At 76.1% G+C, this 21,677-nt stretch carries 17 protein-coding genes; 6 read left to right on the top strand and 11 right to left on the bottom strand.

Annotation, left to right across the window (positions count from 1 at the left end; all coding sequences use genetic code 11):
- Positions 1 to 4: 4 nt before the first annotated feature.
- Positions 5 to 1,168: a hypothetical protein gene (locus tag ACFY0X_RS25705; protein ID WP_387757898.1), complete on the bottom strand. Its 1,164-nt coding sequence runs from the start codon at positions 1,166 to 1,168 to the stop codon at positions 5 to 7.
- 168 nt (positions 1,169 to 1,336) lie between these two features.
- Between ACFY0X_RS25705 and ACFY0X_RS25700 the strand changes: the two genes are divergently transcribed.
- Positions 1,337 to 2,191 carry a methyltransferase domain-containing protein gene (locus ACFY0X_RS25700; protein ID WP_387757896.1) on the top strand — a complete coding sequence of 285 codons (855 nt, stop codon included), beginning with the start codon at positions 1,337 to 1,339 and terminating at the stop codon, positions 2,189 to 2,191.
- Between the two features lie 7 nt (positions 2,192 to 2,198).
- Positions 2,199 to 3,275 (top strand): Rieske 2Fe-2S domain-containing protein, encoded by a 1,077-nt coding sequence (locus tag ACFY0X_RS25695; protein ID WP_387757894.1) that lies wholly within the window; start codon positions 2,199 to 2,201, stop codon positions 3,273 to 3,275.
- 422 nt (positions 3,276 to 3,697) lie between these two features.
- Here ACFY0X_RS25695 and ACFY0X_RS25690 read toward each other — a convergent pair whose 3' ends face one another.
- The 7 genes from ACFY0X_RS25690 to ACFY0X_RS25660 all read right to left on the bottom strand — a co-directional run bounded on the left by ACFY0X_RS25690 (position 3,698) and on the right by ACFY0X_RS25660 (position 11,684).
- Complete coding sequence (locus ACFY0X_RS25690; RefSeq protein ID WP_387757893.1) at positions 3,698 to 5,392, bottom strand: FAD-dependent oxidoreductase; 1,695 nt, start codon at positions 5,390 to 5,392, stop codon at positions 3,698 to 3,700.
- A gap of 59 nt (positions 5,393 to 5,451) precedes the next feature.
- Complete coding sequence (locus ACFY0X_RS25685) at positions 5,452 to 6,363, bottom strand: diiron oxygenase (protein WP_387757892.1); 912 nt, start codon at positions 6,361 to 6,363, stop codon at positions 5,452 to 5,454.
- A 252-nt stretch (positions 6,364 to 6,615) separates the two neighbouring features.
- A complete protein-coding gene (locus ACFY0X_RS25680) occupies positions 6,616 to 7,878 on the bottom strand; it encodes an RNA polymerase sigma factor (protein WP_387757891.1) in 1,263 nt (420 codons plus the stop codon).
- Positions 7,875 to 8,252, bottom strand: a complete 378-nt coding sequence (locus ACFY0X_RS25675) for a YciI family protein (protein ID WP_387757890.1) — start codon at positions 8,250 to 8,252, stop codon at positions 7,875 to 7,877. Before ACFY0X_RS25675 ends, ACFY0X_RS25680 begins: the two co-directional genes overlap by 4 nt.
- A gap of 154 nt (positions 8,253 to 8,406) precedes the next feature.
- Positions 8,407 to 9,456, bottom strand: a complete 1,050-nt coding sequence (locus tag ACFY0X_RS25670; protein WP_387757889.1) for an RNA ligase family protein — start codon at positions 9,454 to 9,456, stop codon at positions 8,407 to 8,409.
- 99 nt (positions 9,457 to 9,555) lie between these two features.
- On the bottom strand, positions 9,556 to 10,803 hold the full coding sequence (gene aroA, locus ACFY0X_RS25665) for a 3-phosphoshikimate 1-carboxyvinyltransferase (RefSeq protein ID WP_387757887.1): 1,248 nt from the start codon (positions 10,801 to 10,803) through the stop codon (positions 9,556 to 9,558).
- A gap of 251 nt (positions 10,804 to 11,054) precedes the next feature.
- Entirely contained in the window at positions 11,055 to 11,684 is a 630-nt protein-coding gene (locus tag ACFY0X_RS25660) for a TetR/AcrR family transcriptional regulator (RefSeq protein WP_387757885.1), read from the bottom strand.
- A gap of 122 nt (positions 11,685 to 11,806) precedes the next feature.
- On the opposite strand from ACFY0X_RS25660, the gene ACFY0X_RS25655 reads away from it, so the two are divergent.
- Positions 11,807 to 13,219 carry an amidase gene (locus tag ACFY0X_RS25655; protein ID WP_387757884.1) on the top strand — a complete coding sequence of 471 codons (1,413 nt, stop codon included), beginning with the start codon at positions 11,807 to 11,809 and terminating at the stop codon, positions 13,217 to 13,219.
- 55 nt (positions 13,220 to 13,274) lie between these two features.
- Here ACFY0X_RS25655 and ACFY0X_RS25650 read toward each other — a convergent pair whose 3' ends face one another.
- A complete protein-coding gene (locus tag ACFY0X_RS25650; protein ID WP_387757882.1) occupies positions 13,275 to 14,033 on the bottom strand; it encodes a response regulator in 759 nt (252 codons plus the stop codon).
- The gene (locus ACFY0X_RS25645; RefSeq protein ID WP_387757880.1) at positions 14,030 to 15,250 is read right to left on the bottom strand and encodes a sensor histidine kinase; all 1,221 of its coding nucleotides are present in this window, start codon (positions 15,248 to 15,250) and stop codon (positions 14,030 to 14,032) included. Before ACFY0X_RS25645 ends, ACFY0X_RS25650 begins: the two co-directional genes overlap by 4 nt.
- 191 nt (positions 15,251 to 15,441) lie before the next feature.
- Here ACFY0X_RS25645 and ACFY0X_RS25640 point away from each other — a divergent pair, with 191 nt between their 5' ends.
- The 3 genes from ACFY0X_RS25640 (at position 15,442) to ACFY0X_RS25630 (ending at position 18,426) form a co-directional block, all read left to right on the top strand.
- Positions 15,442 to 15,681, top strand: a complete 240-nt coding sequence (locus tag ACFY0X_RS25640) for a hypothetical protein (RefSeq protein WP_387757879.1) — start codon at positions 15,442 to 15,444, stop codon at positions 15,679 to 15,681.
- Positions 15,682 to 15,874: 193 nt separating this feature from the next.
- A complete protein-coding gene (locus ACFY0X_RS25635; RefSeq protein ID WP_387757877.1) occupies positions 15,875 to 17,107 on the top strand; it encodes a hypothetical protein in 1,233 nt (410 codons plus the stop codon).
- Between the two features lie 68 nt (positions 17,108 to 17,175).
- Positions 17,176 to 18,426: a hypothetical protein gene (locus tag ACFY0X_RS25630; RefSeq protein ID WP_387757876.1), complete on the top strand. Its 1,251-nt coding sequence runs from the start codon at positions 17,176 to 17,178 to the stop codon at positions 18,424 to 18,426.
- Between the two features lie 101 nt (positions 18,427 to 18,527).
- Here ACFY0X_RS25630 and ACFY0X_RS25625 read toward each other — a convergent pair whose 3' ends face one another.
- Positions 18,528 to 21,401 (bottom strand): AAA family ATPase, encoded by a 2,874-nt coding sequence (locus ACFY0X_RS25625; protein WP_387757874.1) that lies wholly within the window; start codon positions 21,399 to 21,401, stop codon positions 18,528 to 18,530.
- Between the last annotated feature and the right edge of the window lie 276 nt (positions 21,402 to 21,677).

Below are 21,677 nucleotides of genomic sequence, written 5' to 3'. Positions count from 1 at the left end.
GCGGTCACCCCCTGCCGAGGACGGCGGCCTGGAGCTCCAGCCAGAGGCCGAGCGTGGGTGCTGTCGACTTGAAGGTGCGGTCCGAACCGTGCAGCCGGGCGTAGCTGGCGACCAGCAGGTGCGAGACCCGCTCGGTCTCGCCCGGAAGATCGCGGTGGATGAGGTCCGTCCACTTCGGCGAGGTCCTGCCCCCGTCGTGGAGCGTCTCCAGCGGCAGCATCCGGCAGGCTGTCCAGGTGACCAGCTCGGGCGCGTACTCCAACAGCTTCCAGTGGCCCTTGCTGTTCCGCTTGAGCATCCGGGCGATCATCCGCTGGGTCTCCCGCCGGGCCTCCACCGCGCGCTGGATGCCGATGGCGTGCAGGCCTTCGTTCACCAGGCTGCGGTACGCCCGGCCGGACATGTCCGACCAGAGCGCGTTCAGACCGTCCGGCGTCTGGAGTTGGTTGCTCAGGTCCGGGTGCGGCGCAGGCGAGAGCGCCGCGAGCGCGCGGAACACGTCTGCGGGGGTGAATCCGACGGGGTGCGGTCCGGACACGACCCCGCGTCGGGGATCGAAGTAGCTCCCCTCCTTCCTGAACTCCTCCTTGGCCCGGAGGAGGTGCGGACAGAGCGCGAGATTGTCCTGCGGCTCGAAGGGATTGAAGGAGTGAGCGGCCCGGTCGCACACCTCGCGGACCCGGTCGGCGTCCTCCTCCTCGACGACGGCGACCCACAGCAGGGCCTTGCCGAGCTCCTCCGGGGACAGTTCACGCGACTGGTGGGCAGCCTCCACGATGCGCTGGAACCCGTTGACGCATCGGACGCCCACCAGCCCGAGCCGCCCGGCTCCGCCCGTACGGTCGGGATCCCAGTACAGGCTCCGCGCACTGAGAACGACGGGCGGCCCGAAGATCCCCGCTTCCTCGGGCCGTTCACGGAGCACGTCGGCGAAGGACCGGTTCACCGCACTGTCCGGCAGGTAGCCCCGCCGCGCCCCGAGCACGTCGGCCGCGTCCGGCCGTTCGGCCAGCACGGCCAACTCGTTCGCCGCGACCAGCGCGGTCCAGTGGCTGCCGATCCGCACGGCGTGGTGTGCCCGGAGAATGTGGCGGTCGAGGGCCGGCGGGGTGTCGGCCGCCCATGAGATCCCCGGCCATGGAGTGATCGGCACGTGGTTGTTGTCCATGGCCGGTTCAACGCCGCGCGGGCGGTCAGGTTGCGGCGCGCGGCCGACCGGTCGGCTGAAAAGCGCCGCCGCCGATCCGCTTGCCCTACGACCCTACGATTCCCCTCATCGGGGGCATCCGCGCGGGGGCGGGGTAGGGGGTGGCCGGGACTGGGTAACCCAGCCGGCATGGGCGCTCAGGGACTCGATCTGACCGGGTTGCGCAGGGTGTACGGACGGGCGGGGAGCCGGTGGTTCTACACCCGGGTGGCGCGCAACGCGCGGCACTGGGGGTGGACGGAGCCGGGGCAGTCGAAGTGGCGGCTGTGGCGGGCGCAGCGGCAGTTGCAGGACGTGCTGGGGCGCAAGCTGGCGCTGCCGGCCGGGGCGCGGGTGCTGGACGCCGGGTGCGGGGCCGGGGTGGTGGCGCGGGCGATGGCGGTGCGGTTCGGGCTGACGGTGACCGGCGTCGACGTGCTGGACTTCCACCTCGCCGAGGCCCGTCGGCTCAGCGCCCGGGCCCGGATGGGCGAGCGGACGGCGTTCCGCTGGGGCGACTTCCACCGGCTGCCGTTCGGCGACGGGGAGTTCGACGGCGCGTACTCGATGGAGACCCTGGTCCACTCCTACGACCCGGCCCGGGCGCTGGCCGAGTTCCACCGGGTGCTGCGGCCGGGCGGGCGGCTGGTGCTGCTCGGCCCGATGAGCACCGGCCCGCTGGACGAACTTCCGCCCCGGGCAAGGGCCTTGCTCGAACCGTACCTGGACGCGATGACGATGGTGGGCGCCAAGGTCTACCACGCCGGCAACCTGCCGCGGCTGCTGGGCGAGGCCGGGTTCGAGGTGGAGGAGGCGCTGGACGCGACCCGGTACTACCTGCCCACCTCGGAGGCGGTGTACGCGTACTTCCGGCTGCCCTGGGAGGTGCTGCGGCGCTTCGGCGATCCGGCCAAATGGCTCAACCTCCGTTCCACGGTGGAGATGTACGCCGTGCGCGAGCACGTCGCCTGGTACGTTCACACGGCCGTCAAGCCATCGAGGTGACCTTGCCGTGGAGGACCGCTCCGCCCCGCTGCCGTACCCGGGCGGCTGGTTCTGCGTCGGCCGGGCCCGGGACCTGCCGCCCGGGCGGGTGCGCACCGCCCGGCTGATGGGCGAGGACGTGGTGCTGTACCGGACCCGCCGGGGCGCCGTACGGGCGGTCGGCCCGCACTGCCCGCACCTGGGCGCGCACTTCGGGGCGGGCGGGACGGTCCGGGGCGAGGACCTGGTGTGCCCGTTCCACGGCTTCGCCTTCGGCCCGGACGGCTCGTGCACCGGCTCGCCGGACGGCGTCCGGCTCCGGGCCTCGTTGGCCCGGCGCCATCTGTGCGAGCGGGACGGCGCGCTGTTCGTCTGGTGCGTTCCGGGCGGCGGCCCGGGCGGCGGCCCGGGCCGCCGCCCGCCCGCGTGGGAGCTTCCGCCGGCGGTCGGGGTGCGGCCGCTGGCGTGGTGGAGCGGGGAGGTGCTCTCCCACCCGCAGGAGGTGATGGAGAACAGCGTCGACTTCCGGCACGTCCGGGTGCTGCACGGCCTGGACACCCGGGAGACGGCCCCGCCGGAGCCGGCCGGCCCGCTGTTCACGGTCCACCAGCGCACCACGACCCGGTTCCCGGGGCTGGGCGCGGTGAGCCTGGAGCAGCCGGTGACGCTGGTCGGGCTCGGGATGATGCGGCTGGTGGCCGAACTGCCCCAGCTGGGCAGCAGCCTGCGGGTGTGGGTGCTGGCGACGCCGGTCGCGCCCTGGCGGACCAGGGTGCGCATGGCGGTGACCGCCACGGCGCCGGTGCCGGGCGTCGGCGCGGTGCGGGCCGTCGACCGGGCGGCCTCCTGGGCGGCGCTGCGGGCCTCGGTGCGGATCATCAAGCAGGACCGCCCGGTGCTGGCCCACAAGCGGTACCTGGCGCAGCCTCGGCTCGCGCCCGGGGAGCGCTCGATCGGGCTGTTCCGCCACTGGGCGCAGCAGTTCTACCCGGGGTTCCACCCGGAGCCCGCCGGCCCGGGGCGGACCGGGGACACCGGGCTCCACTCCGGGCCCCACTCCGGGCCCCCGGCCGGGCTGCGGCCCGGGCCGGACGCGGCCGGCTGAGCCCCGGCCGGAGCGGCCAGCGACTCCCATACCGGGTCGGGCAGCCCGGGAACGGCGCGCCCCTCGGCCTGCCAGCGGCGGGCCAGCTCGGCGTAGATGGGCGCCTCCGGACCGGGTTCCGCCACCGACGGGCCGGGCGCCGTCGCGGGCGGCAACGGCTGCTGCGGACCGTCCGGACCGCCGCGCAGGATCGTTTCTTCACCCGGCTGTCGTCCGGATGCCGGCAACCTCCCAAAACCACTCACACCCACCCAACGCACCCCGCCCGCGCCGGGACACGGCCACGTCAACCGGGCACGCCGCAGGTCAACCCCCTGCGGGGACCGGCCGGGTGCGCAGGAAGTCGGCCCACCCGACTTCCTGCGCACGTCCTGCCCGGCCCGAGGCGCCACCCCGGGCCCGCTCCGCCCCCGGCCGCCCCGCTACCGCCGGCGCCCCGCCGCCAGCAGCTCGGGCACACTGGCGAGCTTCACCCGCGGCCGCCCCTCGGCCTCGCCCCGCTCGCGCTCCGCGCGGTCCACCGCCCGCAGCTCCCGCAGCCCGACCGCGTCCGGCCGCCGGTGCCGCACCAGCCGTTCGAAGTCCCGGCGACCCGCCTCCGGGGCGGGCAGCGCCAGGGCGACGGCGTCGTCCAGCAGCGCGTCCACGGTCTCCCGCGCGCAGGCCCGGTTGGCCCCGATCCCGCCGGACGGCCCGCGCTTGGCCCAGCCCACCACGTACGTCCCGGGCAGCGGCCGACCGGTCGCCGGGTCGACGACCCGCCCGTTGCGGTGCGCGACCGTCCCGCTCCGCTCGTCGAACGGCAGCCCGGGCAGCGGCACGCCCCGGTGCCCGATCGAGCGCACCACCAGCCCGGCCCGGAGCACGTCCGTCGCCCCGGTGCCCTCGACCCGGCCGTCCGCCGCCAGGGCGGTCCGCTCGACGGTCAGGGCCTCGACCCGCCCGTCCCCGGCAAGCTCGACCGGCGCCGACAGGAACCGCAGCACGATCCGCCGGCCCGGCCCGGGCTCCGCGGCCCCGTCGTACGGCACCAGCGGCAGCCCGGCCAGCAGCGCCGCCTGCGCCGCACCGGCCCCCGCACCCGCGCCCGCGCCCGACCCGGCATCCGCGTCCGCCGCCTCGATCGCCGCCCGCACCTCCGGGTGGTCCGCCACCACCACCTCGACGCCCGGCAGCTGCCGCAGCGCCAGGAACTCGGCCCTGGTCCACGCCGCCTGCTCCGGCCCCCGCCGGGCGAGCAGCACGACCTCCCGGACCCGGCTGCGGCGCAGCGCGGCCAGGGCGTGGTCGGCGATGTCGGTGGCGGCGAGCCGGTCGGGGTCGGTGAGCAGGATGCGGGCGACGTCCACCGCGACGTTGCCGTTGCCGATCACCACCACGCGCTCCGCCGACAGCTCCACCGCGCCGGCGGGCACCGTCGGTTCGGCGTTGTACCAGCCGACGAAGGCGGTCGCGGGCAGGCTGCCCGGCAGGTCCTCGCCGGGGATGCCGAGCCGGCGGTCGGCGGCCGCGCCGACCGCGTACACCACCGCGTGGTGGTGCGCGGCGAGCTCCTGGTGGGTGACGTCCGTGCCGATCTCCACGTTGAGGTGCATCCGCAGCCGGGGATCGTGGAAGACGCTCGCGAAACTCTCCGCGATCCGCTTGGTGGACTGGTGGTCGGGCGCGACGCCGTGCCGCAACAGCCCGCCGGTGACGGGCAGCCGGTCGACCATGGTGATCTCGGCACTGGTGCTGCGCAGCAGTTCCTGCGCGGTGTACCCGGCGGACGGTCCGGTGCCGACGACGGCGATCCGCAGCTTCCCGAGTTCGCCCGGCAGGCTGCGCGGGAAGCTGGGCGCGCCCCAGGCGTGGTCGCTGGGGTGGTCGCGGTACCAGTCGCGGTTGAGGTCGCCGAACACGGTGTCCGGCCCGCGCAGCCGGTCGACCGGGAACACCGCGTCCACCGGGCAGGCGTCCGCGCAGGCGCCGCAGTCGATGCACGCCCGCGGGTCGATGTACAGCATGTCGGTGGTGCCGAACTCCGGCTCGTCCGGGGTCGGGTGGATGCAGTTGACCGGGCAGACGGACACGCACGAGGCGTCGTTGCAGCAGGTCTGGGTGATCGCGTAGGCCATGGCCGGGGTGGGTCCTCGCTGCGCGTGGGGGACGGGAGGGGACGGCTGCTGACTGGCCGTCAGAGCATGTGCACCCGGCGGTAGACGGCCGCCGCGCGGCTGGTGAGCAGCCCGGTCTCGGCGAGGAAGGCCATCAGGTGCCGGGAGCTGGTGCGCATCATCGCCTTGCGGTGCTCGTTGGCCCGCACCTCGGCGAGCGCCCGCGGCACGTCGAGCCCGGCGGCCTTGTACACGCCCGGGTGCACCATGCTGCTGACGATGACGTACGCGCCCGCGGCGATGCCGGCGGCCGAGGTGCGCCGCCGGGCCGGGCCGGCGTGGCGCATCCGCTCGCGGATCTCCTGCCGGGCGAACTTCATGTGCCGGGACTCCTCGACCACGTGGATCCGGGAGGTGCCGCGGACGATCTCCAGCACGTTCTCGCCGCGCATCCAGTCGCGCTGCATGACGTCGAGCACCTCTTCGGCCACCAGGATGCCGCCGTAGGCGAGTTCGCCCTTGGCGAGCGCCTTGAAGGCGCGCCCGGCCTGGGCGATCACCTTGTTCGGGCGGTAGGCGGGGACGCCCATCTTCTCGCAGGCCCGGGCGAACATGATCGAGTGGCGGCACTCGTCGGCGATCTCGGTGAGGGCGAACCGGAACTCGGCGCTGGCGGGGTTCTTGAGGTACTGGTCGCGCAGCACCATCTGCTGGAGGATCATCTCGAACCAGATGCCGGTGTTCATGATCGAGCAGACCTCGTGCCGGGTGAGGGTTACCCGCTGGCGTTCGGTCATCTCGTCCCACAGCCGGGTGCCGTAGAGGGTGCTCCACTCCGGGTTGAGGCCGTAGTGGTCCTCCGGGAGGGGGGCGTCCCAGTCGATCTCGGCCGAGGGGTCGTAGGAGAGGGTGGCGGCCGACTCCAGCAGCCGCTTCGAGACGTCGTCGTCGGACTCGGTGTGGCCGTGCCCCGTCTGCCGGGTGAGAGCCATGGCTGCCTCCAGGTGCCTGCTCCTGCGGGCTCCCGCTCACCCGCTTATTAGACGGACAGTACAATAAGAGCCGGTCGCCGAGAACCCCCTGCGCGACAGTGAACCGGCGCGGACGACGGCGGCCTGGATCCCCGACCCCGGAGGCCCCCGACCGCCGCCCGCACCCTCTCCGCCCTCCCCCGGCTCCGCCGCCTACGCCCTCACCCCACCGCCCGCTGCGCCGGGCTCACCCCACCGCCCGCTGCGCCGGGCTCACCCCGCCACCCGCTGCGCCCGGGCCACCAGGTGGCGGCGCTCCGGAGCACTGGCCGTACGGGCCGCCGCCTCCCGGTAGGCGCGGGCGGCCCCCGCCGGGTCGGTGCCGAGCCGGTCCAGCAGGTGCGCCCGGACCGCGAGCAGCCGGTGGTGGCGGGCCAGGCGCTTGTCCTCGGCCAGCTCCGCGACGAGCGCGAGCCCGGCCGCCGCCCCGTGCACCATCGCGACCGCGACCGCCCGGTTGAGCGCGACCATCGGGTTCGGGTCGAGGCGCAGCAGCAGGTCGTACAGCACCAGGATCTGCGGCCAGTCGGTGTCCCGCGCCGTCACCGCCTCCCCGTGCACCGCGGCGATCGCCGCCTGCACCTGGTACGGCCCGGCCTGTCCGCGCGTCAGCACCGCGGCGATCAACTCCAGCCCCTGGTGCAGCAGTTCCTGGTCCCAGCGGCCGCGGTCCTGCTCCTCCAGCGGCACCAGCTCGCCGTGCGCCCCGGTGCGGGCCGGCCGGCGGGCGTCGGTGATCAGCATCAGCGCGAGCAGCCCCGCCGTCTCGGCGTCCCCGGGGGTGAGCCGCAGCAGCATCCGGGTCAGCCGGATGGCCTCGACGGACAGCTGCGGCGCGGTCAGCTCCTCGCCGCCGCTCGCCGTGTAGCCCTCGTTGAAGACCAGGTACAGCACGTGCCGGACCTCGGCCAGCCGTGCGGCGTCGCCCTCCGCGGCCGGCAGTGCCAGCCGCCCGCCGTCCGCCCCGGCCGCCGTCTTCAGCGTCTGCTTCGCCCGGCTGATCCGCTGCGCCATCGTCGACTCGGGCACCAGGAACGCGGCGGCGATCTGCGCGGTGGTCAGGCCGCCGACCGCGCGCAGCGTCAGCGCGATCCGGCTCGGTACCGACAGCACCGGGTGGCAGCAGAGGAACAGCAGCGCGAGCGAGTCGTCCGCCGCCGGATCGGGTGCGTCGGCCGGCGGCGCGAGCAGCGCGGACTGCGGCGTGGCCAGCGCCGACGCCTCCTCCCGGCGGCGGCGCGCCGACTCGCTGCGCACCTGGTCCACCAGCCGCCGGTCCGCGACCGTCACCAGCCAGCCCCGCGGGTTGACCGGCGTCCCGCTCCGCGGCCACTGCGTCGCGGCGGCCAGCAGCGCCTCCTGCACCGCGTCCTCGCAGGCGTCGAACGCCCCGCCGTGCCGCCGCACCAGCACGCCGAGGACCTGCGGCGCCAGTTCGCGCAGCAGGCCCTCGACGGCGACGGTCGTGCCGCTCACTCGCGCCCCGGGAGCTCGCTCGCGGCGGACTCGTGCATGACCGGCCACAGCTCCACCGGCTCCACGTCCGCGAACGGCATGTCCGCCGCGATCTGCTGGGCCCGCTCCAGGCTCTCGCAGTCCAGCAGGTAGAAGCTGGCCAGGTACTCCTTGGTCTCCAGGTACGGGCCGTCGGTGACCACCGGCACCCCCTCCGCCCGCCGCACCAGCTGCGCCGCCGCCGCGTCCGCCAGCCCGTACGCGCCGACCAGCTCCCCGCTCTCCCGGTACCGCGTGTTGAACGCCTCCTGCTTGGCGATCGCCTCCGGCCACGCCTCGGCCGGGAAGGAGTCCCACTTGGCCTGGTTGCCGTAGATCATCGCGACGTACTTCATCTCGGGTGTCCCCTCCGCCTCGCGCGCCCCGTCGGCGCGTTGTCACCTCTCAGTCGGAGCGGCGGAACCCGGCCTCGACATCGGCCGGGAAGTTCTCGGAGATTTCTTCTTCCGCGCCCCGGGAGCTGCAGACGATCAAGCTACGGCACCCCGCTCAGCCGCGCCGGTCCGCCCCGTCGAAGGCCGCCAGCGAGCGCGCGCCCGGTTCCAGCGAGCGCCGCAGGGCGGCGAGCACGGCGGGCTCCAACCCGCCCACGGCTTCGGCGAGTTCGTCCGCGACGTCCGCCGCGATCTCGGCCGCGACGGCGTCCGCCGGAGTGCGCGGGCCGAGCTTGCCGACGGCCGCCGCGGCCCGGGCGGGGGTGAGCAGGGCGGCGGCCCGGACGAGGAGCCAGGCGGGCACGCCGGCCGCGCCCTGCGGCGGGGGGAGGTACGGGCGGGCGCCGTCGTAGCGGCCGTCCTCGGCGAAGGCCCGCTGCTTGACCTTCACCAACGGCCGGGCCGGGCCCGGCTCGTGCCACTGGCCGGCCGGTTTGAGGACGTACCCCTCGGCGAGGTTGTCCGGCAGTCCGGGCAGGCCGAACAGGGCGGGCACCCGGCTGGGGAAGCGCGCCGGCAGGTTGTGCAGGGCGTTCAGCGGGCCGTGCCCGAGCAGCGGCACGCAGGTGAGCCCGGCGGCCCGAGCGGCGGCGCGCAGCGTGCGGTCGGCGATCCACCACCGGCCTCCGGGCGTCTCGACGGTGGCGTCGAACGGCAGCCAGCGCAGGCCGGGGGCGTACCAGACGCCGGTCTGCACCGGGTCGACGCCGGGGGCGGCGGGCACGTCGGGGTGCGGGTAGCGGCCGCCGGCCAGTTCGCCGTAGACCGTCACCACGGCCGCGGCACCCCACGGCTCGCGCACCGCGGCGGCGAACCGGGCCGCCGCGACGGACAGGGCGGGCCAGATCCGGCTCACGCCGAAGAACCCGTCCAGCCCCTCGTCGTCCAGCAGTTCACGCCGTTTCGCGGGCCGGACGGAGCCGCCCTCGCAGACCACGGCGAAGTGCGCCCCGTGCACCTTCTCCGCCGCGGTCCACTCGCGGGCGCCGCGGCCGCCCGGGCTACCGGGGTTGCTGGAGCTGCCGGAGCGGCCGCGCGCGGGGATCTTGGGGTAGGGCCGCAGTCCGGGCCCGTCGGACTCCGTCTCGAACACCGTCTCGGACACGAACGGCATCCTCGCCGCGCGGCCCGCCGGCCGGCAACCGGGATTCCGGCGGACGACCGGTCGGCCCGGGGCCGCCGGGTCGCCTTCCGCCGGGCGGGCTCAGACCCCCCACTCCGCGCGCAGCCGGGCGAAGGCATCGTGGAAGCCCGGGAAGGTCTTCCGCACGCAGCCCGGGTCGTCGAAGGTGATGCCGGGGGTGCGCAGCGCGGTGACGGCGAAGGACATCACGATCCGGTGGTCGGAGTGGGTGGTGATCCCGACCGGGCGCGGGGTGCCGGGCCGGATCTCGATCCAGTCCTCCCCGGTGGCCACCGGGACGCCCATCGCGCGCAGGTTGTCCGCGCAGGCCTCCAGCCGGTCGCACTCCTTGACCCGGGTGTTGTGGACGTCCTCGATCCGCACCGGCCCGGTGGCGAACGGCGCGATGGCCGCGAGCGTGGGCATGGTGTCGGAGATGTCCCGCATGTTGACGGTGATCCCGCCGAGCGGGCCGTCGCCGGCCACCGTCGTGCGGTCGTGCCCGACGTCCACCCGGGCGCCCATCCGCCGCAGCACGTCCACGAACCGCAGGTCGCCCTGGAGCGCGTCCCGGCCGAGGCCGGGGACGGTGACCTCACGGCCGGCCAGGGCCGCGGCGGCGAAGAAGTAACTGGCGGTGGAGGCGTCCGGCTCGATCGGGTAGTCGGCGGCCCGGTAGCCGCCGGAGGGCACCTCGAACACCTCGCCGGCGGGGGTCCGCTCCCGCTTCACCTCGGCCCCGAAGGAGCGCATCATCGCCAGGGTGATGCCGATGTACGGGGCGGAGACCAGCCGGGTGACGGTGATCCGCAGGCCGTCCCGGGTGAGCGGGCCGAGCAGCAGCAGCGCGGTCAGGTACTGCGAGGACTGCCCGGCGTCCAGGGTGAGTTCACCGCCGCGGACGCCGTCCGCGACGACGGTCAGCGGGTGGTGGCCCTCGGCCTCCTCGTGCCGCAGGTCCACGCCCAGCTCGCGCAGCGCCCGGGTGAGCGGGGCGACCGGGCGGCGGCGCATCTGGGCGGAGGCGTCGAAGCGGTAGGTGCCGTGGCCGGCGGCGGCCAGGGTGGGCAGGAAGCGCGCGGTGGTGGCGCCGTCCCGGCAGTACACCTCGGCGCTCGGCACGGCGGGCCCGGCCGGGCGGCCCGCCACCCGCCACGAGTCCGCCGTCCGCTCGACCCGGTACCCGAGGGCGTCCAGGCCCTCGGCGAAGCCCTCGGTGTCGTCCGAGGCCAGTGGGCGGCGCAGGGTGGTCACGCCCTCGGCGGCGGCGGCCAGGAACAGCGCCCGGGCGGTGATGGACTTGGATCCCGGGATCTCCACAGCAGTCACGGCAGGCTCTCCCAACAGGGGTGTCCGACAGGTGTCTCCGGTGACGTCAGGGCCGATCCTGCCCCACCGGGCCGCCGCCTTCGGCGACCATCCACGGACTGGACGGTGGCCGGGGCGACAACGGCGGGCGAAGGCTCGGCGGCCTTGGACGGTCCTCGACGGCGTCCCGTCAGGCGGCGGGCGGTGAGCGGCGGGCGCGGGCGGCGGGCGGCGGGCGGCGGGCGGACCCCCCAGGGGGCGGGGGCGACGGTTCAGCAGCGCGCCCAGAGGCCGGCCAGGTGCGCGTGCAGGACCTCCTCCGCCTCCGCCACCGTCCGGTGCCCGACCAGGACGTGCGCCGTGAGCCCGTCGGCGAGGGCGAGCAGCGCACGGGCCTCGGTGCGGGCCACCACCGCCCCGCCCGCGGCGGCCCCGCCGATCACCGAGCCGCCGACGACCTGCCCGCCGGCGGCCTCCGCGACCAGCCGCACCATCAGCTCCTCCAGTGCCGCGTAGCTGCTCCGCAGGGCCGCCGCCAGCGCCGGGTTGACGGCGGCGCCGGCGAGGAAGGCGAGCCAGATCCTGGCCTCGGCCCGGTGCTCCTCGCGCAGCAGCGCCACCTCGCCCGCCACCAGCCCCAGTTCGCTCGCCGCCGACTGCGCCGGCCCGGCCGTGAGCCGGCCGCGCACCCGCTCGGTGACCCGCTCGCCGACGTGGGTGAGCGCGAACAGGAGCATCTCCTCCTTGGTGCGGAAGCAGCGCTGGACGGCGCCCATCGAGACCTCCGCCCGGGTGGCGACGTCCCGCAGGGTGACGCCCTCCAGGCCGTGCTCGTCCACCAGCAGGCAGACGGCCTCGGCGATCCGCCGGCGCCGACCCTCGTGGTCCACCTGTTTCGGCATCGCCGGTCTCCTCGTCCTGTCCTCGGATTTTCCGATGCGAGCGTATCGGTTCTCGGGCTAGGGTTCCGTACCGATGCGACCGCATCGGTACCAGCCCCAACGCGCCGCCGAGGAGAACCCCCATGCCCCTGTGGAGCAAGCCCGCCACCGAACTCGCCGCCGCCGTGCGCTCGGGCGCGGTGACGGCCCTGGACGTGGTGGACAGCCACCTGGACCGGATCGCCGAGGTCAACCCCGGCCTGAACGCCGTCACCCAGCTCCTCGCCGAGCGCGCCCGCGCCGACGCCCGGCAGCTCGACCGCCGCCGGGCCGCCGGTGAGGATCCCGGCCCGCTCGCGGGCGTGCCGTTCACCGTGAAGGAGTGCACGCCGATCGCCGGCGTGCCCACCACCTTCGGCACCCCGCGCCTGCGCGACCACGTCGCCACCGCGGACGCCGTCCCGGTGGCCCGGCTGCGCGCGGCGGGGGCGATCCCGATCGGCCACAGCAACCTGCCGACCCTGATCCTCGCCGGGATGCACACCCGCAGCGAGCTGTACGGCGACACCCGCAACCCCTGGCACCCCGGCCGCACCCCCGGCGGCACCAGCGGCGGGGACGGCGTGGCCGTCGCCGCCGGGATGGCCCCGCTCGGGCTCGGCAACGACTCCGGCGGCTCGGTCCGCATCCCGGCCTCCTTCTGCGGGGTCGCCGCCCTCAAGCCGACCACCGGCCGCTTCCCCGCCGACCAGCGCCTGATCGGCCCGGACGACCCGGGCCCGGCCTCCCAGCTCCTGGTCACCGACGGCCCGCTGGCCCGTACGGTCGCCGACCTGCGGCTCGCCTACGAGACATTGGCGGGCACCGACCCGCGCGACCCGCGCGCCGTGCCCGCCCCGCTGGACGGGGAGCCGCTCGCCGGCCCGGTCCGGGTCGCCGTCGTCGCCGATCCGGGCGGCCACGGCGTCCACCCGACCGTCCGCCGCGCCGTCGGGACCGCCGCCGACGCGCTGCGCGACGCGGGGTACGACGTCCGGGAGGTCCCCGACGTCCCGCGGCTGGACGAGGCGCTCGACGCCTACCTCCGCCTCACCAACACCGAGTTCGCGCCGAGCTGGCCCGTCGTCCGGCAGCTGCTGGGCGAGGGCGGCGACCGCTACATCGACCTGACCATGCGCGTCGCCCCGCCCACGGACGCCCCCGGCCTGATCCGGCTGATGGGCACCTGGATGGGCATCCGCCGCTCCTGGACGGAGTTCCTGCGGGAGTACCCGCTGCTGCTGGGCCCGGTGTTCACCGAGCCGCCCGTCGAACCGGGCCTGGAGTCCCGGGACCAGGCGGGCCGCGACCGGGTCGCCACCGCCATGCGGCTCTGCTCGGCGACCAGCTTCGTCGGCGTCCCGGCCGTCGCCGTCCCCACCGGCCTCGCCGCGGACGGCCTGCCCACCGGCGTCCAGCTGGTCGGCCGGGCGTTCCGGGAGGACCTCTGCCTGGCCGCCGCCCAGGCCGTCGAGGACCGCCTCGGCACGCTCACCCCGATCGACCCGAGGCCGTGAAGCCGTGCAGCCGTGGAGCCGTGAGGGGTCGTGAGGGGCCGTGAGGCCGGAACCCCTACACCCCCGGCAGCCCCGGCACCACCAGCCCGCTCTCGTAGGCGATCACCACCGCGTGGGTCCGGTTCTGCGCGCCGAGCTTGCCCAGCACGTTGCCCACGTGGGTCTTGACGGTCTCCTGGCTCACCGCGAGGGCCTGGGCGATCTCCGGGTTGGACAGCCCGGTCGCCATCAGCCGCAGCACCCCCTCCTCCCGCCCGGTCAGCGCCGCCCGGGGCAGCGCCTCGCCCGGGTCCAGCGGCCGGGCCGCCACCATCCGGCGCAGCGCGGCGGGGAACAGCACCGCCTCCCCGGCCGCCGCCACCCGCACCGCCTCGGCGATCTGCGGGACGGGCCGCCGCTTGAGCACGAAGCCGCTGGCCCCGGCGCTCAGCGCGGCGGTGACGTAGGCGTCGTTCTCAAAGGTGGTGATCACCACGACCTTGGGGGGCTCGGCGTGCTCCCGCAGCAGTTCGCGGGTCGCGTCGATGCCGTTGCGGCGCGGCATCCGCACGTCCATCAGCACCACGTCCGGCCGCAGCCGCCGGACCCGCTCGACCACCTCGACGCCGTCGGCGGCCGTCCCGACCACCGCGATGCCCTGCTGGGCGCCCAGCAGGGTGCCCAGCCCGCTGCGGGTGACGGCGTCGTCGTCGGCGATCAGCACGGTGACGTCGGGCGGCGCGCCCTCGTCGCGGCCGGGCGTGCCCGCGTCTCCGCCGGACGCACCCGGGCCGGAGCCCGGGCGGGAGTCCGGGCCGGAGCCCGGCCCGCTCACGCCGACCACCGCATCGGCAGCCGGACCGCCAGCCGCCACTGCCGCTCCCCGTACGGCCCGGCCTCGAACTCGCCGTTCAGCAGCCGCACCCGCTCGGCCAGGCCGGGCAGGCCGTGGCCGGAGGTCGGGAAGCCGCCCGAGCCCGGCGCGGCCTGGCCGCCGCCCACCCCGTTGACCACGCTCAGCTCCAGCGTCTGCGGCCCCGCCGCCACCAGCAGCTCGATCGGCCCGCCGGCGCCGTGCCGCAGCGCGTTGGTCAGCCCCTCCTGGACGATCCGGTAGGCGGCCCGGGAGAGCGTGCCCTGCACCTGCGCCAGGTCCCCGGTGGTACGCGGCTCCACGACCGCGCCCGCGTGCCGCAGCCGGTCGATCAGTTCGGGCAGGTCGGTGAGGGTCCGGGTCGGGGCGGTGCCCGACTGCTCCTCGCGCAGCACGCCCAGCACGTAGTCGAGATCCTCCAGCGCGGCCCGGGTGGACTCCTCGATGCTGCGCATCGCGGCCCGCGCCGCCGCCGGGTCCGCGGTGAGCACCTCGCCCGCGACGGCCGCCTGGATGGTCGCGGCGGTCAGGGTGTGCCCGATGGAGTCGTGCAGTTCGTGGGCCAGCCGGTTGCGTTCGGCCAGCTGCCGTTCCCGTTCGGCGGCCATCGCGAGCCGCTCGGCCGGCGAGGGCCCGAGCAGCCGGGGTGCCAGCGACCGCAGCGCACCCGACGCCCCGGCGAACAGCGCCGCCGCCAGGGCCAGGCTGAGCGCCCCCACCATCCAGCTCCAGACGCCCGTCACCTCGGCCGCCCAGCCGAAGAGGCTCACCCGCGCCTCACCGGACGCCCGCCGCCCCGGCAGCGTCAGCCCCATCACCAGCAGGGTGCTGCCGCCGACCAGCACCGTCCACCCGAGCGCCACGTGCGCCAGCAGGAAGACCGGTGTCCGCCACCGCTCCCCCGCGGCTCCCTTCACCGGGTCGGGCACCGCGACGCCCAGCAGCCGCCGCGCCACCTTCACCAGCACCCGGCGCACCACCGGGGGAAGCCCGGCCGCCGCGATCAGCACCGCCCACAGCGGCAGGGCCGCCCAGGCCGCGTCCGGCCGGCCCGACACCCCCAGCGTCGCCCCGAGCGCCACCATCGCCACGGGCAGCGACGCCAGCGCCCCGAGCACCGCGAACAGCACTCCCGTGTACGTCGACCTGCGCAGCAGCAACCGCATTCCCTTGATCATGCTGGTCAGTATCACCGGCCGTCCCGCCCCGGCCCTCCCCCGATCGAGGGAGGACCTCCGGGGGCCGCGACAGTCTCCGACGGGCCCGTCCGTCGCCGCCGTACCGGATTCGGCCGGAACGCGACCACTCGTTCGCATGAATCCGGCGCGAAGTCGCCTCCGCGCCTCCGGAGTTCCAGACCATCGCAGCAATGACGATCAATCAGAAGCTCTTGCGCCAGGGCCTGTTGGCGACAGCGGCCTCCACCCTCACCGCCCTGGCCGCGGCGACCGCCCAGGCCGCGCCCGCCCAGCGGAACGACGGCCCGCACCTCTGCAGGGTGTCCGTCCGGGCCACCGGGGCCTGGGCACCCCCTCCCGGCCTGGCCTCCTTCACCGTGCGCGTCCGGGGCACCGGCGGCGGAGGCGACCCGGGAGACACCGACCGGTAGCGAGGCCCGGAACAGGCCGACGACCGGTACGCGAACGAGCCGACGGGATCCGGCCGTTCCGCCGATCCTCCTGCCAACGAACGGCCAGTGGACGAGACTTGGCCACCGGACCGGGCACCCGACCAGCCTCGGCATCCGATGGAACAGCAACTCACTTGATCTGCACCATCGTTGACGAGACAGGAGTTTTCGGATGGCTGGTTCCCCCATGCCCAGTCGCGCCGCGCCACGCACCGCCGCCCTGGCCGCCGCCGTGGCGTCCGCCGCCCTGCTGCTCGGCCCGGCGCCCGCCGCCGCGGCCGATCCGGGGCCGCCGCCGCCGACCCCGTACCTGCTGCCGCTGCCCGCGGGCGCCGCCCCGCTCAGCTCGGTGTACGGCCTGAACAACGCGGGCGACGTGCTCGGCGAGACCTACCTGAACGTCCCCGGCCAGTTCGCCCCGCGCGCCCTGCGCTGGAACGCCCACCAGCCGGGCGTCACCGTCCTCCGACCCCTGCCCGGCGAGAACGGCACCCGCCCGAGCACCCTGAACGAGGCCGGCACCGCCGTCGGGGTCTCCGTCGGGACGCTGACCGACAACCACCCGGTCCGCTGGGCCCCGGACGGCACCCCGACCGCCCTGGAGCTGCCGGCCGGGGCCCGCGGCGGCGGCGCGAGCGCGGTCAACAACGTCGGTGTGGTGATCGGCAACTCCTACGACGCGGCCTTCCGTCCCGTGCCCGTGAAGTGGCGGGCCGACGGCACCAGGGTCGACCTGCCGCTGCTGGACGGCGACGAGACCGGCTGGACGACGTCCGTCAACGACGCGGGCTTCGTCATCGGCCTGTCCGAGCGGAGCCTCGGCGGGGAGTCCCGGAGCCGTGCGGTGCTCTGGAGTCCGTCGGGCGAGGTGACCGAGCTCCGACTCCCTCCGGGGATCATCACGGCCGCGGGCACCCGGATCACCGCCACCGGTCTGATCCTCGGCCCGGGGCGGCGCGAGAGCGGCGCCGACGCCGACCGGGTGGTGGCCTGGGAGGCGGACGGCACCGTCCGGGACGTCGCCCACGGCCGGCCCGGCTCCGTCAACAGCGCGAACACCATCGTCGGGACGACCTCCGACGCCGCCGGCGCCGAGCACGCCGCGCGCTGGACCCTGGACGGCACCACGACGCTGCTCGACGACCCGGCGGGCCGGCCGACGAGGGCGAGCGCGATCAACGGCGCGGGCACCGCCGTCGGCTTCGCGCGGGGCCCGGGCCCGTACCGCGACTCGCCGCTGCTGTGGCGGCCCGACGGGACGGCCTTGCCGCTCCCACCGTCCCCGCTCGGCCCCTACGCCCAGGCCCTGCTGGTCAACGAATCCGGGGTGATCGCCGGGGACGCGAGCTGGCACGACGCGCCCAACAGCCGGGACCTCCCGCGCGCGATGGTGTGGAAGCTCTGATGGCCGCGCCCCGTCCGTACCCCCGCCCGCACCCCCGCCCACACCCCCACGACCCAGGAGCCCGCCTGATGACCGCCCTACGCACCCGCCGTCCCGCATCCCTCTCCCCCATCCGTCCCGCCGCCCTCGGCGCCGCCACGACGGCCGCCGCCCTCCTGCTCGGCCTCGCCCCGGCCGCGGCGGCCACCCCCGCCACGACGGCCGCCCCGCTGCCCGCCCCGCGGTTCCTGCCGACCCCACCGGACACCGCCTGGAGCCTGGTGTGGGGCCTGGGCCGCGACGGCGCCGTCGTCGGCGAGTACTACCGCAACACCCCCGGTGGAATCGGCCCGCACGCCATCCGCTGGCATCCCGACCACCTCGGCTACACCGACCTGGCAGCACTGCCCGGCGACCTGTCCAGCCGCCCGGCCGGGTTCGACGACACGGGCACCGTGGTCGGGGCGTCCTACCGCGCGCTGGGCGACAACCACCCGGTCCGCTGGGCCCCGGACGGCACCCCTACGGCCCTGGAACTGCCGGCCGGGGCCCGCGGCGGTGGCGCGAGCGCGGTCAACAACACCGGTGTGGTGGTCGGGGGCTGGTACGACGCCGTGTACCAGTCCAAGCCGTTGAAGTGGCAGGCCGACGGCACCAGGGTCGACCTGCCGGTGCTGCCCGGCGACACCATGGGCTCGGCCGTCTCGGTCACCAACGCGGGCGTCGTCGCCGGCACCTCCGAGCGGCGCCTCGCCGACGGCCGCTACGAGGAGACCCCGGTGCTCTGGAACCCGGCGGGCGCCGTGACCGCGCTCCCGCTGCCACCGGGGGTCGACGGGGCCAGGGTGGCCCGGATGACCGACGGCGGCGTGGTCCTCGGACAGGGCCGGCGCGCGGGGGGCACGGAGTTCGACCGGGTGCTGGTCTGGACGCCCGACGGCACCGTCCGGGACGCCGGGACCGGCCGGACGAGGGCCGTCAACAGCGCGGGCACCGTCGTCGGGGCGGCCTTCGACGCCGCCCGCTCCACGCTCGCCGCCCGCTGGAACCCGGACGGCACGCGGACCCTGCTCGACGACCCGGCGGGCCGGCAGAGCGAGGCGATGGCCGTCAACAGCGCGGGCACCGCGGTCGGCGTCGCGCAGGGGCCGGACTGGAACCGGACCACGGCGCTGCTGTGGCGGCCCGACGGGACGGCCGTGCCGCTCCCGCCGTCCCCGCTCGGTCCGTACGCCGACGCCAAGTTCATCAACGACGACGGGGTGGTCGCCGGGACCGCCGTCGAACTGGACGCGGCCGGTGAGCCGGTCTCCTCCCGCCCGGTCGTCTGGACGCGCTGACGGCGCACCACCCGGCCGTCGGCCGCCCGGCGGCGGCGCACCGCCCGGCCGTCAGGACGACGCCGGCGGCACCACTCCGGACGGGCGGTGGGTCCGCGGACCTACCGCCCGTCCGGCCGTCCTCGGTCCCGCCCCGGCTCCCGCGGGCCGAGGGCGTCGCGCAGCATGGCGCGCGAGGTGATGCCGAGCTTCTCGTAGATCTGGTACAGGTGCGCGCCGACCGTCCGGTGCGAGATGAACAGCCGTTCGGCGATCTGCTTGTTGGTGAGGCCGGAGGCGGCGAGGTGGGCGACCTCCAGCTTCTGGGCGCTCAGCCCGTGGGTGTTCGAGTCGTCGGGCCGCGGCCGGTTCCGGCCCGTCGCCCGCAGTTCGTTCCCGGCCCGCTCGGCCCACGGCAGGGCGTCCAGTTCCTCGAAGACGGCCAGCGCGGCGCCGAGTCGGGCCCTGGCCTCGGCCATCGCCCGGGCCCTGCGCAGCCGTTCGCCGTACGCGAGCAGGACCCGGGCGTGGTCGAAGCGCCACCGGTCGCCGCCGGGGGTGTCCAGCGCGCGGGCGAAGCCGCGCAGCGCCTCCTGGTCGTCGTCGGCGCACAGGGCGGCCGACGCCTCCAGCAGCATGGCGTGCCGGGAGGACACCGCTCCCAGGCCGGCCTCGCGCATCGCCTCGACGTGCGCGGCGGCCTCCTCGCGCCGGTCGGTGCGGACGGCGGCCTCCACCAGGTGCGCGGCCACCCACAGCGCGTGGGGGACGTGGGAGGCCAGGGTGCCGGCCGGGCTGACGGCCTCGGCGTGCCGGTAGGCGAGCGCGTGGTCCCCGCGGCCGAGCGCCGCCACGGCCGCGGCGTGGTGGGCGTAGTGGGCGGCGCAGGGGGCGCCGTGGCGCTCGGCCCAGTCGATGACGTACCCGGCCGTCGCGAGGCTCTCCTCCGTGTGTCCGCGGGCGCCGAGGACGACGGACCTGATGAACAGGAAGTACCAGGCGAAGGCGCGGTACCCGTGGTCCTCGCAGGCCCGCAGCCCCTCTCCGGCCAGGTCGAGCGCCTCGTCCCAGCGTCCGGTGAGGTAGTCCTCCAGGCACAGGTGGATGAGCGCGGAGAGGTAGCGCCTGGCCGGGCCGCCGTCGCGGCCGGACCGCACCACCTGCCAGGCCGCGTCGCGGATCTCGCCGAGGCGGTCGAGGTAGAGCGCCCCGGTGCCGACGCGGGTGACCAGCACCGGGTCGGCCTCCTCGCCGGCCAGGGCCAACGAGGCCATGAGGGCGTCGAGTCGGCCGTGCGCCGCGGCCCCGGTGCGGGCCGGGTCGGAGAAGGTACGGCCCAGGACGGTCAGGATGGCCGGCGGCTCCGGGGTGAGGCGTTCGACGGCCCGGTCGTAGGACCGCCACAGGTCGGGCCGGGCGCCGAAGAAGCAGACCACCGCGAGGACGTGCAGCGCGTCCACGAGCGCCCGGTCGTCGGCCCGGTAGCCGTGGACGCCGGCCGTGGACTCGATGGCGGCGGTCAGCAGCCGGTGCGCGGTGGCCACGTCGTCGCCCCCGCCGGACACGTTGCCGCCGCTCCCGTCCGCCGGATTCCCGCCCCCGCCCCCGTTGAGCACGAGCAGCGCCGACGCGGTGGCCGAGTGCAGCGAGTCCTCGGCCTCCGGCGCGGCCTGGCGCGCGTCGTCCAGGAGCTTGCGGACGCTGGACAGCGCTCCGGTGGACTCGGCCCCCAGGTAGGCTGCCTCGGCGAGCCGGCGGGCCCGGTTCGGCCCCTCCGGGGAGAGCGAGGCCGCCCGGATCAGGGTCCGCATGGCCCCGGCGGCGTCGCCGCGCCGCAGGGTGAGCCCGGCCGCGTGCTCCAGCAGCGCGGCGACCTCCTCGTCGGGCTCCAGGGTGGCCTCGCCCAGGTGCCAGGCGCGGCGTTCCGGCCGGTCGGCCAGGGCGTGGGCGAGCGCCGCGTGCGCGGCGCGCCGTTCGCCGCTCAGCGCGTGGAGCACCATGGCCGAGCGGATGAGCGGGTGCCGGAACCGCAGCCGCTGCTCGCCCTCCTCGATCTCCACCAGCCGGTCGCGCTCGGCCGGGGCGAGGTCGTCCAGGCCGTACCCGGCCCCGGCCCGACGGGCGGCCGCCTGCAGCACGCCCAGGTCGCCGGTGCCCTCCAGGGCCGCGAGCAGCAGCAGGTACCGGGAGCCCGCCGGCAGCCGGGCGATCCTGGCCTCGAACAGCGTCTCCAGCCGGCTGCTGAGCGACGGCACGGCCGGGCGGTCGTCGGCGGCGGCCGGCGGCACGACGGCCGGCAGTTCCAGCAGGGCCAGCGGGTTGCCGCCCGCCTCGGCGAGCAGCCGTCGGCGCACTCCGCGCCCGAGGCCGGGGAACCGGTCGGCGAGCAGCCGGGCCGCCGACTCTTCGTCGAGGGGCGGGAGTTCGTACGTGGGGAAGGCCCCGGCCTCCCGGGGGCCGAGCTCGCCGGAGCGGGCGGCCGCCACGAAGCCCAGGCCCAGGCCGGTCACCCGCCGGGCGACGAAGCCGAGCACGGCGGTGCTGGCCGGGTCGACCCAGTGCAGGTCGTCGACGACCAGCAGCAGCGGCTGCCCGCCGGCGACGGCCTGGAGCAGCCGCAGGACGGCGTTGGAGACGAGGAGCTGCTCGGGCGGCGGGCCGCTCGCGAAGCCGAGCACGACCCGCAGGGCGTCGCGCTGCGCGGCGTCGAGCTGCTCCAGGGCGCCCAGGTGGGGGAAGAGGACCTGGTGGAGGCCGGAGTAGCCGCAGTCGGCCTCGAACTCCACCCCCGAGGCCCTGAGCACCCGGGCGCCGTCCGCGAGCGCGGTCGCGGCGACCGTGTCCAGGAGGGCGCTCTTGCCGATGCCGGCCTGGCCGGACAGCAGCAGCGCCCCGCCGCCGGCCCCGATGCCGAGCCGGTCCCGGACCAGCCGCAGGTCGCCGTCCCTGCCGACCAGCGGCCCGCCCCCGAGCACGCCGGTCCCCACCCCGCCCACCACTACCGTTCCCCTCCCGCGCAATTCCGGCCGACCCACGCGTGTGCGAGGCGGATTTCCTCGGCGGGAAATCCCTTCCACACGGCCGCGAACAGCCTGGCCGCACCCATTATGACGGGAGACGGTCAGTCATTTTCCGTACTTTCCCGTCCGTTTCCGGCCAGCCGCCGCGCCGCACGACCTACGTCTCGACCTGCGCGGATGCGATCGGTCGCCCGCTCCGTGCAGTCGGATGACCGATGCGCCGAAGCCGTCCGGTCGCACACGCTTGCACCG

This window comes from Kitasatospora sp. NPDC001547, assembly GCF_042894165.1.
GTDB lineage: Bacteria > Actinomycetota > Actinomycetes > Streptomycetales > Streptomycetaceae > Kitasatospora.
This window is presented reverse-complemented; position numbering and strand designations above follow the sequence as displayed.